The sequence below is a fragment of the Bacteroides ndongoniae genome, assembly GCF_900108345.1.
In the GTDB taxonomy this organism is placed as follows: Bacteria; Bacteroidota; Bacteroidia; order Bacteroidales; family Bacteroidaceae; genus Bacteroides; species Bacteroides ndongoniae.
Genome location: NZ_FNVV01000014.1, coordinates 1787318 through 1801791 on the forward strand (window position 1 = coordinate 1787318; position 14474 = coordinate 1801791).

Genomic DNA, 14474 nt, shown 5'->3' on the forward strand with positions numbered 1-14474 from the left:
TGCCTGAAAAATAACAAGTCACCGAAACACAGATTCGCGCAGACCCGCGCAGACTTTATTCCTACGGAAGTGAAACCGTACACAAGTCTTGGCGGAGGTCTGCGCGAATCTGTGTTTTATATCCCCCTAACTTACCGCACTCCCAACCCTCCCAATCCCCCTGCTTCTTCCCCTTCTGAACAACACTTGTACGGCTCGTCTGGAATGCAAGTGTGGCTCACGAGCCGTACAAGTGTCGCTCACGAGCCGTGCAAGTGTCTCTCAAAGCCCCCGTACAGAGCCTTCTGGAGCGAGGTATACTCCCCACTTTCCCTCATCTTCTGTAATACCTACGTAACGTTTCCGAAACAGACATGTACTTTGGACGACACACGCATGTAACGCCCTATTCTCACCTTTGCAGCGGAAAAAAGAAATGCATAAAAGATGAGTATGAAAGTAGATTTAGGAAAGATTCTCTTCCTTGTTTTATTCCTTACCCTATCTGCCATGACTGCCTTGGCAGGCACTATCAAGGGAACAGTTACTGACAAACAGACTAAAGAACCGCTGACCGGAGCCACCGTACAGGTAGCCGGCAGTACGTCGGGAGCCGTAGCCGACATTGACGGCAACTACACGCTCAGTGTGCCCGACGGCACGTACGACCTCGTAGTACGCTACGTAGGCTACGTGGACATCAACGCCCGCCAGGTAAAGGTGAGCGGAGAAACCGTACTGAACTTCGAAATGGAAACCGATGCGCAGACACTGGGCGAAGTATCGGTAGTAGCCAAGAAGAACCTGGAAGGCGAACGCGCCCTGCAGGTAGAAAGACAAAAAGCCACACTGGCCATCGAGAACCTGGGTGCCAAGGAAATGGGTATCAAAGGTATCGGCAACGTGCAGGAAGGAGTTAAGAAACTGACCGGTATCTCCATTGCCGAATCGGGCCAGCTCATCGTTCGCGGACTGGGCGACCGCTACAGCAGCACTACGCTGAACGGACTGCCCATCGCCTCGCCCAACCCGGACAATAAACTGATTCCACTCGACCTCTTCCCTTCGAGCACGGTACAGAACATCACCGTCAGCAAGGTGTACGATGCCAGCGCCTTTGCCGACTATAGCGGCGCGCACATCGACATCAGTACCAAGGAGAACGTGACGGACGAGTTCCTGAACGTCAGCTTCAACGTAGGAGGACGGTTCAACACACTGGGACGCGACTTCTACCAGATGGACCGCGACGGAACCCTGTTCAAGACACCCTCGCTCGACGAAAAGATATACGACATGCCGTTGCTCGACTTCGACGAGTACGTCACCAAGAACAATATCTTCCGTACCACCTTCGATGTGGACAAGCGTACTGCCCTGCCCGAATTTGGCGGAAACCTGGGTTTCGGACGCAACTTCGGCATTGGCGACCAGACCCTGAGCCTGCTGGCCTCGCTGAGCCTCAGCAACGAAACGCAACGCATGGACGATGCTTTCTATAAAACGCTCGAAGCCACAGGCAACGTACAGAACGACTTTACTTACGACGAATATACCGCTACGCTGAAGATGGCCGCACTGGCATCCGTAGGCTACACCCTGCGCCAGCACGACCGCATCGGCTACACCTTCTTCTATGCCCGCAACGCCAGCGACTCGTACCAGAGCCGCGAAGGTATAGACGCTGAAGGCCACAACCTGTGGGGCAGCAACGACATCACGCACATCTACACCCTGCAAAACCATCAGCTGAACGGACACCATGAGTTCGGCACCCGCTGGCAGCTGAACTGGGCAGGTTCCTACGGCAAGACAGGCAGCGAAGAGCCCGACCGCCGTCAGGTAATGTTCACCAAGGACGATGCTGGCAACCTGCAACTCTTCAAGCTGAACCGACAGGAAACCATGCGCTACTTCGGCGAACTGAACGAAGAAGAATGGGTGGGCAACCTCGACCTGAAATACAACTGGTCGGAACAGAACTTCGTCAAGATGGGTCTGGCTTACAAGAACAAGGACCGCGACTACATGGGTACCCGCTTCTACTACAACGTAAACAAGCTGAACCCCACCATCGACAACATTTACGACACCGACGGCTTCCTCAACCAGGAGAACGTAGAGAACGGCAACATCGTCATCGAACGCAAGATGCAACCCCACGACACCTACCGTGCCGGAATGGACATCTACGCTGCCTACGCACAGACGGACTTCTATCCGCTCAGCTCCCTGCTTGTCAACGTCGGCCTGCGCTACGAAATGACCAAACAGTGGGTAGAATATGCCATCGAGGGCGACCAGAAATACCAGCGCCGCCGCGACCTGAACAAGAATGACATCTTCCCCACCGTCAACCTGAAATACTCCATGAACGACCGGAACAACCTGCGTATGTCACTGTCGCGCACCATCACCCGTCCCTCGTTCATCGAAATGGCTCCTTTCCTCTATCAGGAATCCTACGGTTCGGCACAGATCCGTGGTAACGAAGAGTTGCAGAACGGCTACAACTACAACTTCGACCTGCGCTACGAACGCTTCAGCCCCAACGGCGACATGCTCTCGGCAACGGTCTACTATAAGTTCCTCGACAAACCCATCGAACGCATCCAGAAGCTGCAAGGCGGTGCCACGATGCACTCCTTCCAGAATGCCGACCAGGGTATGGCAGCCGGTATAGAAGTAGAACTGCGCAAACAGCTGATACGCGACCTGCGACTGGGAGCCAACGTCTCCTACATGTACACCAACGTGAAGCTGCCCGAAGGCGGTGCCTACACCAACAAGGACCGTTCGCTGCAAGGCGCCTCGCCCATCCTGCTGAATGCCGACCTCACCTACTCGCCCCGCTTCGGCGAAGAACGCCAGCTGAACCTGTCGCTCCTCTACAACCTGCAGGGCAAACGCATCCATGCCGTCGGCGTATCACAGCTGGGCGACATCGACCAGATGGCTGTCCACACGCTGAACTTCAACGCCAGCTACAACTTCAGCCGCCACTTCAGCGCCAAGCTTCAGGTGACCGACCTGCTGAACCGCGCCGTAGTATTCAAACAGGAAGTGCCCAAGACGGGCGAATACATCGAAGTGGAACGCTTCAAGGAAGGTACGGGTTTCGAAGTGGGCGTCAGCTATAATTTTTGAGTTAACAAGTTGACAAGTTGACGAGGGGACAAGTTAATAAGAAAATAACTGAGTCCGCTTTAAAAAGTACACTTTTTGTCTTAGTACATAACATAGTTATCATTCTGTCATCCTGAACGTAGTGAAGGATCTCTTTCGAAGGCTATGTGATAACAGACCCTTCACTTCGTTCAGGATGACAAAGCAAAGTGATAGTAACTATAAAGAAACTCATAGGAAACAGACTTGTTTAAAGTAAACCCAATAAAATAAAGAGTAATAATCCAATAGTTGACAAGAGGACAGGGTAAGCCTCGTGGTCTGAAGCCTTGTTCCTTGTCAACAAAACACTAAACTTAAAACTTAAATTATGAGCAGAAAATTGTTTTCAATGGCCCTTTTGGCCGGCATGGCACTTCTCAGTGCATCATGCAGCGATGACGAAACAACAAACAACGACGGCGGAATAGCCGACGGCACTACGCTGAGCGGTACAATCACCGAAGACGTAACCCTGAAATCGGGCAACACCTACAAGCTGAGCGGTGCCTACACCGTAGAAGAAGGCGCTACCTTGAACATCGAACCGGGTGTAAAGATTGTAGCCGTTTACGATGACAATGTAGACTACATCCTGATAAAGCAAGGAGCCAAAATCAACGCCAAAGGTACGGCATCGGCTCCCATCATCATGACTTCCGAAAAAGAAGAATCGGGTGCCTGGGGCGGTATCCACATCTGCGGACGTGCCCACACCAATGCCGAGGGCGGCAAGGGAAGCTCTGAAATCGGCGGTGCCGAATACGGTGGCAACGACGACAAGGACAACTCGGGTGTTCTGCAATACGTACGTCTGGAATACACCGGCTATGCTTTCGACGAGGAGCACGAAGCCAACGGTATCAGCTTCTACGGCGTGGGTAGCGGAACAACGGTTGACCACTGCCAGGCTTACCAAGGATCGGACGACGGTTTCGAATTCTTCGGCGGATCGGTCAACGTCAGCAACATGGTTGTCACCAGCTGTAGCGACGACTCTTTCGACTGGACCGAAGGCTGGAACGGTACGGCTACCGACCTCATCGCCATTCAGGAAGCCGAAGAAACACTGGGCTATGCCTGCGACTGTCTGATCGAAGCCGACAACAACGAAAACAACTACAGCGCCACTCCTGTAGCACATCCTACGCTGAAGAACCTCATCCTTGTAGGTAACGGTGCAGCCGGTAAAGGTGTACACCTGCGCCGCGGTACTCAGGTAACCATCGAAAATGCCGAAATCTACGGCAAGCAGAACGCTATCTACGTAGAAAGCGCTGAAACAGAAAACGCATTGGTCAACGGAACATCGAGCATGAGCAACGTAAGCATCAGCGGAATCCTGACCAGCAAAGAAGGCATCTATACCAATGCCGAATTCGAAGCCGACGGCAACAAAGCCAATCAGGCCAACCCCTACACTTCGTACGAAGACATCATTGCCAAATGTCCCTGGGCTGCCGGATGGACCAAGAACTGGAGCGAAAGCGACAACGTACTGGCCAACGAAAGCACCCTGCAAGGAACCATCACCAACGACATCACGCTGGGAGCCGGCAACACTTACTATCTGAGCGGTGCCTATACAGTAGAAGCCGGAGCTACCCTGCACATTCAGGCAGGTGTGAAGATCATCTCCAAATACGATGACAACGTAGACTACATCCTCATCAAGCAGGGAGCCAAAATCAACGCTACCGGTACAGCCGACGCACCGATCGTAATGACTGCCGAAAAACAGTCGGCCGGCGCATGGGGCGGTATCCACATCTGCGGACGCGCTCATACCAACGCCGAGGGCGGTAAAGGAAGTTCTGAAATTGGCGGTGCCGAATACGGTGGCAGCGACGACAAAGACAACTCGGGCGTTCTGCAATACGTACGTCTGGAATACACCGGTTATGCCTTCGACGAAGAGCACGAAGCCAACGGTATCAGCTTCTACGGTGTAGGCAGCGGAACAACGGTTGACCACTGTGTAGCCTATCAGGGTTCGGACGACGGTTTCGAGTTCTTCGGCGGATCGGTCAACGTCAGCAACATGGTAGTCATCAGCTGCAGCGACGACTCTTTCGACTGGACTGAAGGTTGGAACGGTACAGCTACCGACATCGTAGCCTATCAGGAACCCGAAGCCACACTGGGTTACGACTGCGACTGCCTGATCGAAGCCGACAACAACGAAAACAATTACGAAGCTACTCCGGTGGCTCACCCCACGCTGAAAAACCTGATTCTGGTAGGTAACGGCGGCTCAAAACAAGGTGTACGTCTGCGTCGCGGTACTCAGGTGACAATGGACAACGCACAGATCTGCGGCAAAGGCAAGGCACTGACGGTAGAAAGCACTGAAACAGAAAACGCACTGGTCAACGGCACTTCCAGCATCACCAACACCACCATCAGCAACAACGTGAACAGCGAAAAAGGCATCTACACCAACGACGTCTTCGCTGCCGCCACAGGCAACAAGGTAGACGCCAACCTGTCTTACGCTTCACTGGAAGACATCAAAAAGGCTTGCGACTGGATGACCGGCAGCTGGGTGGACTAACCTACCCCGCCGGCTGACGCACAGCCATCACCATAACAGACTGTACCGGAACAGGTTTCCTGATCGCTTCCCTCTGTAGAGGGAAGACGAAGGACCTGATTCCGGTACAGTTTTTTTTGTTGGTTTCAGTGATGCGCTAATACGAACAACACCGACCATTCTCATCCAATCAAAAGTTGACTATCAACCCGTAGCAAAGGAAAACTGCCGTTTTCATCCTGTCATGTTGAATGGAGCAAAGCGGAGACTAAACATCTCGTATGTACGGCATAGGGCTACAAAAGCATAAAAAGGTGGTGAATAGGAAACAAGAAGCAGCATCAAAACTCAGTGATAGTATCTGACTGAGGGTGTGTCGAAATAAAAGTAGCTGAAACTCTCCTCCTTCTTGAAGGTTGTTCTCCCCCGATAACGGGGGAGTTAAGAGGGGGTAAATGCCCAACGGGCGGGGTGGTAGGTTTTACGACATTCCATAATCAACACCTTATATATTACCTATCACCGTCACCTTCGGTTCTTCTCCCACTCTAAACCCCACCGTTATCAAAGAAGAACAACCTACAGGAAGAAGGAGGGTTTCAGATACTTTTGTTTTGCCCCTTTTTCATAGCCTATTGGACGTGGATTTTTCCCTAACTGGGGAAAAGTTTTTGGGTAACTGGGAAGGAATTTTTTCCTAACTGGGGAAAAATAACAGGTGTAGATATCCTGCAAAGTGATTACCTGCAGGTGGATGAAGTCCTCTGGCGCATAGCCGACCGCCCGGGACAAAGCTGCCGCCACGGATACGCCTGGCAGTTCAGGGACGCCCGCCCGCAAAGCCACGGTACCTACTTTTATTATCTGAAAGGGAGCCGGGCCGGTGAGATCCCCAGGGCTCAGCTGAGGCATTTCAAGGGAGCCGTTCAGACTGACGGTTACAAGGTGTACGACTATTTCGAATCCGTTCCCGGCATTGTGACTTTAGCCTGTATGGCACATATCAGGCGTAAGTTCATTGAAGCACAGAAGAGTCATCCTCGACACGCCGCGAAGGCGCTCGAAGACATTGTAACATTGTACATGCTGGAAGAGAACCTCAGAAGCCGTGGGGCTTCTGAGGAAGAGATCCGTGTGCAGCGGCGTGAGAAAGCACTACCTGTGCTGGATGTGATGGAGGCCTGGATGATAAGCATACAGAACCAGTGCACACCGGATGCCCCGTTGGGCAGGGCACTGGACTATGCCTACAAGCTTTGGCCGAGAATCAGAAGGTATGCCGATGACGGAAGGTACCAGCTTGACAATAATCCTGTGGAACGGGGACAGAGACCCACCGTTATGGGGCGGAAGAACTTTCTCTTCAGCAAGACCAATGAGGGAGCTGAAGACAATGCAGTCATATACTTCCTTCTGGGAAGTTGTGAAATCGTAGGGGCGAATCCGGTCAAATGGTTAGAATACGCACTCACCAATCTAAAAACAGAGAACCCGGAAGATGAACTTGCAAAGTTACTGCCTTGTAACTTCGTAGGAAACACGGCGGATTTCGAATGGTTACGATATTCATGCCGAGCATACACAAAAGAGGGTGAGCCATTTGAGCTCACCCTCATCTTTCTTGATAGTATATTATTTATTCCTGTACTAATCCAGTACCATTTACATTAATATTACTTAAATCACTATCGTTTGAACATTTGAATGTTCCATTGTTATAGATTGTAGATTTGGGAGTACCTGCAACCGTAGTCAAAGTACCAACGACAACATTTCCCGAATTCCGGATAGTTACGCTATACTTCTTATATCCATCAATAGAACCCAAGGTCAAAGCATATTTATTAGTGGCAGTTCCGTCATTGGCAATTTGAACCTTGTTTGTCATTGTTACTACGCCATCCAATATTTTAACTCCGGCAGTAGCTTTAATTGTTACCCAATTGAGTTCCATCTCGCCAGACATTTCTACTTCTGCACCATCAGCCATATTCAGTAACTTAGAAGAAGGAGTCCAAACTTTTGCAATATAAGAACCACCTTCAATTCTACCATTCTTAATTTCCAGTTTCTTCAAAACTGAAGCACCACCTTCTACACGCAAGTCGGCACCATTAATCTCGAGTGCTGTAATGAAGTTTGAAGTAACGTCACTCATATCAACATTTGTTGTTGATGCATATTTAACAACACCTTGGTCACCCGCAGACAAATCGATACCTGAAATCGGATCATCAATATTGGTCTTTAAGATAGTAGCATCATTGCTGTTTTCTTCAATATGGTTGATCTTGTCGGATGTTTTGATAACAGCGTCTTCTCCGTCATTTTTCATATTGTAGATCTCACCGTTGTTAACCAGCATACCCTTATTGGTAAAGTTCTTATCAGTTGTACCTCTGAGGATGCCATTAACATTAACTGTACCTTCGGCTTCATTTTCACTACCTGCATTAACTGTTAAAGTGCTGTTAACATTCAGCTCTGCATTCTTTTTGTTCACCACTTTAATATTAGAAGTCTCACCTTTGACTTCCAAAGTACCGTAGTTATCTACAGCCAGAGCTGCTTCCGACCATGCTTCGATGTTGAGTTTACCGCCTTCCGCTACAGTAATTCCTTTTGTACCTGCGGGCAGACCGGTATTTTCTTTCAGCTTCTCTTCGTTCAGGTTAAGTTCACCCAATACGACAACATCTGTTTCCTTGACATCAATGTAATTAAAGATATCTGAATTTACACCAGCTTCGATAAACAGTTTTTGATTGCTTTCTGCTTTTACTTTAAGTCTGTTTTCAGATGTAGCTATTGCATTTTGAGAAGCAATCAAGGTATTTGCCATATCAGCAGTCAATGTGTCGTTGTTGGCCAATGTAACTGTGTTAACACGATTTTTGGTACTATTCCATGTAATGAAACGTTCCAAATCATCTACGTTGTTTACTGTCATTTCCTGCGGAATGTCGAACGAGTTATCATCAATCTGGATGGTGATTTCCTTGGCATTACCTGTCGATGTCAATGAAGTGATAGCATGGTCTGTTATTACTGCATACTTGCTGCCGCTTCCATCGTTTACTTTAGTCAAGTCAATATCTTTCACTATACCTTTATCTGTATAGATGCTCATAGTCAGCTGTCCTTCAGTAACTTGATCGTCAAGGTTTACAAATACTACTCCCCAAACAGCTTTTTGGTTTTGACCGCTGATAGGAGTTGCATCTTTGATGTACAACTCTGCATATTCTTTATCGGCACTCAGCTGATTTCCTGCATGTACCGTTGCACGGATAGCATCACCCCAAGAATAATTGCTTTCATTGCCTTCTTCAATATTATAGACAGTGTTTTCTGCAGTAGCACTATTAGCGTTATTGTACAAATCATCTTTTGCTTCGATGAAGTTGGCATAATTAAACACTGTAGTACTTGCATCTAAACTTGAGCCATTCTTCAAATTGTAAATGCCATTCTGATTATTAGCTTTGGGTTCTGCTTTACCATTGTATCCTGCTTTGGTAGGATCAATTGTCAGAAGAGTCTTCAAGTCAGTACCTTGTACGGTTACCTTTTCAACTGTGTATTCTGTCTGGGTACTTACTGTGGTTATTTTGAACTTGATAGGAGAAAGTGTACGTGCCATCTTCACGCTAGCTAACACTTCTTCGTTTTCGGCACCAGCTTTAATCTGTGAATAACCAATCCAGTATTGGTTACGTGCGTAAGCTTTTTCCATAGCCTCTTTCGAGCTACCTTCTTGCACCTGATTAGCCAGCGAATGTATTAATTGGCGTTCGCCATTGTAAGTTTCGCGGGGATAGGCAAAAAAGTAGTTACCTTCCAGCATCTTAGCAGGAGTTGTCCATGCACCTCTTTCTTCATCCCATGTGAAAGGATAGTTGGTGTTAATGTAGTTCACCAATTTGTATTTCTGATACCAAGTCAAGTTAGCCCATTCTTCTGGATTATTATAAGGGCGATAGTTGTTATCTGTGCCATCTACTTCATCCATAAGAAGTGCAGCTATAGTTTCGCTACCATCCCAAGTAAATTTGTCAGTTTCAGAATCATAATCCATACGGGTGTTTGCATCACCAAAATCCAATACGACTTTTCCCGCAACAGGTCTTCCATCGTTCACTACGTTAACTTTGCTACTTTCAACAAAGTCTTCGTTTGTACAAGCGGCTAACATTGTAGTGACCAATGCTGCCGAAAATAAAAATTTTGTTTTCATCTAATAAAATTTTTAATTTAATAGTTCGTTAGTTTTTTCAGTCCAATCCGTTATTCAAGAACTGGTCCTTCACTGTTAGGACTTGCAGCGAATCCCTTCTCTACTTCCACCTCCAGAATTTCCACTTCCGGAGCTACATAAAACTTTTCCATTTCCATAATTTTAGTTTTTAATTGTTAATAAATAAAATTGATTATTAATATTTCTCTTTTGTATCTTTCTTCCCTTTTCCTTTTTATATTATCATTTGTCTGGCTCGCTTCCTGCCGAACCGCTTGTGACCGACGATCCGTACGTTGCAAGCCTGACCCAATCCATGAAGTTCTTTCTGTCTTTTGTATCTCCTTTCTTTTTCCTTTTTCTTTTTGCGTGTGCCTATATATAATAAGGTGTAAATCCATTCATTTTTGTGACCCATTTTGTTGCTGCAGATTCTGTTTCTTTCATTTGCTTAAATCGTTGTATATCTGCAACTTAGCGCACATCACAACAGAACATAGTTCGGGCTACAAAGTAACAAACTTATTTCCTAAATAGGTTTCGATGGTATTTTGTTGATAATCAGATCTATATAAGTCCAATGATTCTATATAAGATGAAATATAGGAGTAATAGAAAAGTGTTTGAATAGGATATAATATTCTGATATATAAATAATTATATATCCAACTAGCGTAAATCTCTAACAATATAAAACAGATTGACACTGAAACTTGTCACCAATAGCAAATGTCGTAAAAGATTGATATTATGAATAAATGGAATACAAAAGGGCGACAAACAGAGTGACTATGACACTTCAAATTGACACCAATATCTCAGAGTATGTCAAGATATATAAATAAAAATCCCCGACTCTAGATTTTCATCAAGAAACGGGGAAAAGATTATTAAATATATTCCAATATCTCAGTTAGGAAATAAATGGATTTTTACAATTAAAAATAAATAACGACTTTACATGATTTCTTTAGTCATGCGGTGAAGAATTTCCCGAAAAACGTTTCTTCCACTGCATCTGCATAGAATGCTTCATCAATATTAATGGATACCAACGTGCCTCTCCTGGCGCTAAAGCACCTAACTCACGGCAACGACTAAGTGCACGTGAAAAAGTATACCATTTTCCTTGCCAATAACCTTTTGGTCTTTTTTTACGTTCCTCATCATATTGTCCAAAGTTCCCACCTTGCCAAACGTCATTGAGCAGCCAATCTGCAGTTTGTATATCCTTCTGTTGATATACAATAGGAAGAACGTCTATAGAGAGTCCTAAATAACGTACAGCTAATGCTCCGAACACTCTTGCAGCTTTTTCTAAACCAAAACTTTTAAGTAGCAATGCAATTTCTTCTTTTCCTGGTAAATCACGTTGAGCATGAAGCATACAAGCCCAATCACATATTTGGCGAAGTCCAATTCCTTCGTTCAAGAAATGTTGTACTGAATGGATTAACACAAAAGCAGTATCAAAAGGTAAAGGAGCAAGCGTTACTTCAACATTACCAATTAACCTTTTACGACATTCAGAGGTTTCGTGCCACCGATTGATTTCTGCTTGTAAACGCCGATCTGCTGCTGGTGCACTGAGTTGTGTTAAAATTTGATGATTTTCTATCGTTATGCCATGCCAAGTTAAACTGGTATGTTTATAGTTCTCTTCATGCTCGCATGTTGATTCCTTTCGCAACAGTGCATTAGCTTTTTCATAATTCTCGGGACCGATATACAAATCAATATCACCACAATGCCGATGCAATGGATAGCGATAATTCTGCGCCACACCTTGTCCTTTCATTAGTACCGGTTCTATACCATTTTCACGCATCAGGGCATATACATTGGCTAATTCGCGATTTAGCACACGGTTGTTTTCTTCGATATGCAGCATCGCATTACACCATTGCAAATAGATATTACGAGGGGGCTGTTTTTCTTTAGGCAAAGTTTGTACACCGTCGAACACAATGCCCAACAGTGCTTGCTTACGTGCCGACTGGTAGATTTTAGCCCAATCAGTTGAAGCATCAAACAATGTGGCGTCAACCTCGTTTCCCCACAGTCCCGAACGTACCAATGCAAAGAATTGTTTTTGTAATATGGTCATATTAGCAGTCGATTATTTCAGTTTGGGGTGCAAATATAGCATAAAGTGCATGTTTTATCAATTCTTTTTTCGAAATAACGTTCGATTATAAAAAAATATCTGTATTTTTGTCCGCTGAATATATACAAATGATTATTATTGAATTATGCACATAAAAGACACGTATAAAGTTCGCCAAATAGCTGGCGAAAACATTATTGTGGGGCAAGGTGCCATACATGCCGACATGACCAAAGTGATTTCACTCAATTCTACAGCACTGCTGTTATGGAACGAGTTGCAGGGACGCGATTTTACATTGGCGGATGCTGCTTCAGTATTGGTGACTCATTTTGGAATTGACCGTTCCCGTGCCGAAGCCGACGCTCGTTCGTGGGTAGAGCGCTTGGTCGGTTGCGGTGTGATTGCCGAATAAGCTCCCCCCTTTTCCATTCCATCTGCAAGAAAGCCATTCCTATAGGAGTGGCTTTTTTATTTTCAGTTTTGTTTTTCCCATGCTTTCCACTATCTTTGCTTCTGCATCAATCAGATAAAACATCATCGTCATGAAGAAGCTGCCATACGGATTATCGGACTTCCCCCGGCTTATATCGGAGGACTATTACTATGTGGACAAAACCCGTTACATAGAGTTACTGGAAAACCAGCCGAATTATCTTTTCCTGCTCCGTCCCCGCCGTTTCGGCAAGTCGTTGTTTCTGGCCATGTTGGAGACATATTACAGCGTAGATTATGCCGACCGCTTCGAAGAACTTTTCGGTGAACTGTATATCGGGAAGCATGCCACAAAGGTGCATAATAAGTATTTGGTGCTCAGATTCAATTTCTCCATTGTTAGTTCCAATCCTGATGAAATGGAACAATCGTTTAAAACCTACTGTAGTTCTACAATCACTCGTTTTGTGAAGAAATACGAGTATTTGTTGGGTAGTGAGATCTGGAGTGAATTGAGCATTTTCAATGATTCTCCCGGTCTGATGTTGGATGCGCTTGCCCGCTATATCAGCGATAACAACTGCCCGCACATCTATCTGCTGATTGACGAGTACGATAACTTCACCAATACCCTGCTGGCCACTTACGGCACGGAACGCTACCGTAAGACGACACATGGCGAAGGATTTATCCGTGAGTTCTTCAATGTCATCAAAGCAGCCACTACCGGACCCGATGCAGCAATTGACCGTATGTTCATTACCGGTGTCAGCCCCGTTACGATGGATGACGTAACCAGCGGATTCAATATCGGGACAAACATCAGCATGAAGCCGGAATTCAATAGTATCATCGGTTTCAGCACGGAAGAAGTACGTCAGATGATCAGTTACTACAAGTCAGAAGGAGCATTACCGGAAGAGGTTACGGTGGATGATCTGTTAGAAGAGATGCGGCCATGGTATGACAACTACTGTTTCTCAGAGGATATGTCAGACGAGCACATGTTCAACTCAGACATGACATTATACTTTCTTAATGAATATATGCAACGGCATAAACCGCCTAAGATGATGGTCGATACCAACATCCGCACAGACTACAACAAACTTCGCCACTTGGTGCAGATAGACAAACGATTAGGTGTTAATACTTCCGTTATCCAGCAACTGGTAGTAGAGGGAAAGGTGACGGCCAACATCGCACAATCTTTCCCTGCCGAACGGATGGTCGACACGGAGAATTTCAAGAGTCTGCTGTTCTATTTCGGTATGTTGTCTATACAAGGGACGGATTTTGGTAGTCCTATTTTAGGCATTCCCAACCTGACTGTTCGCGAACAGCTGTATACCTACCTAATTGAAGCCTACCGCAATGCTTCAGTTTTTGATATGGACATGTCACAGCTTTCTATGCTTGTTAAAGGAATGGCTTTACAAGGTGACTGGCAACCTGTTTTCCAGTACTTTGCCAAAGAACTGGAACGTCAAAGCGCCATCCGTGAATTTATTGAAGGAGAAGCGCACATAAAAGGTTTCCTGTTAGCATACTTAGGACTGACCAAAGGATATATCATTTTCCCCGAGCACGAATCCTCGAAAGGCTATGCCGATTTCTACATGATGCCCGATCTGGTTCGCCAGCCGGAAATAGCCTACAGTTACATTGTAGAAGTAAAATATGCCCGTCGCAATGCCACGGATGTCGAAATAGCCAGTCTGAAAGCACAAGCTGCCGAACAACTTCATCAGTATGCTGCGGATGAGAAAGTGCAGAAAACGAAAGGTAATACAGAATTGCGTCTTATCACTCTAATCTTTCGTGGATGGGAGCTGGAATGCTTTGAAGTGAGGTTGTAAATCTGTTTCCTAATCCAGTTTACCATTGTATAGCATTAAGCTTCATATTTTCCCGTTTACTGATACTTCATCGGTAAGCGGGAATTTTTTATCTAATTTCCTTACACCTTTTTACCCAAAAGTATCAATTATAGGTGTCAACACCATTGCATCAGCTAC

General features: G+C 46.0%; 7 protein-coding genes and 1 pseudogene. 6 read left to right on the top strand and 2 right to left on the bottom strand.

Features of this window, described 5'->3' with window-relative positions; genetic code table 11:
* The first annotated feature begins 426 nt into the window (after window positions 1–426).
* The 4 genes and pseudogenes from BQ5591_RS18220 (at window position 427) to tnpC (ending at window position 7348) form a co-directional block, all read left to right on the top strand.
* Window positions 427–3126 (top strand): TonB-dependent receptor, encoded by a 2700-nt coding sequence (locus BQ5591_RS18220; RefSeq protein ID WP_205410649.1) that lies wholly within the window; start codon window positions 427–429, stop codon window positions 3124–3126.
* Window positions 3127–3475: 349 nt separating this feature from the next.
* Window positions 3476–4618: pseudogene (locus BQ5591_RS22125) on the top strand (hypothetical protein); the annotation flags it as partial.
* Between the two features lie 24 nt (window positions 4619–4642).
* The gene (locus BQ5591_RS21955) at window positions 4643–5698 is read left to right on the top strand and encodes a hypothetical protein (RefSeq protein ID WP_235817143.1); all 1056 of its coding nucleotides are present in this window, start codon (window positions 4643–4645) and stop codon (window positions 5696–5698) included.
* Between the two features lie 708 nt (window positions 5699–6406).
* Window positions 6407–7348 carry an IS66 family transposase gene (tnpC, locus tag BQ5591_RS18230; RefSeq protein ID WP_262483134.1) on the top strand — a complete coding sequence of 314 codons (942 nt, stop codon included), beginning with the start codon at window positions 6407–6409 and terminating at the stop codon, window positions 7346–7348.
* On the opposite strand, the gene BQ5591_RS18235 is transcribed toward tnpC, so the two are convergent.
* Both BQ5591_RS18235 and BQ5591_RS18245 read right to left on the bottom strand, forming a co-directional pair.
* On the bottom strand, window positions 7314–9914 hold the full coding sequence (locus BQ5591_RS18235; protein WP_071150417.1) for a hypothetical protein: 2601 nt from the start codon (window positions 9912–9914) through the stop codon (window positions 7314–7316). The genes tnpC and BQ5591_RS18235 overlap by 35 nt on opposite strands.
* Before the next feature lie 970 nt (window positions 9915–10884).
* Window positions 10885–12021 carry a nucleotidyltransferase domain-containing protein gene (locus BQ5591_RS18245; protein ID WP_071150419.1) on the bottom strand — a complete coding sequence of 379 codons (1137 nt, stop codon included), beginning with the start codon at window positions 12019–12021 and terminating at the stop codon, window positions 10885–10887.
* Between the two features lie 145 nt (window positions 12022–12166).
* Here BQ5591_RS18245 and BQ5591_RS18250 point away from each other — a divergent pair, with 145 nt between their 5' ends.
* Window positions 12167–12436: a PqqD family protein gene (locus tag BQ5591_RS18250; RefSeq protein ID WP_022161597.1), complete on the top strand. Its 270-nt coding sequence runs from the start codon at window positions 12167–12169 to the stop codon at window positions 12434–12436.
* Between the two features lie 130 nt (window positions 12437–12566).
* Window positions 12567–14315, top strand: a complete 1749-nt coding sequence (locus BQ5591_RS18255; RefSeq protein ID WP_071150420.1) for an ATP-binding protein — start codon at window positions 12567–12569, stop codon at window positions 14313–14315.
* Window positions 14316–14474: the final 159 nt, after the last annotated feature.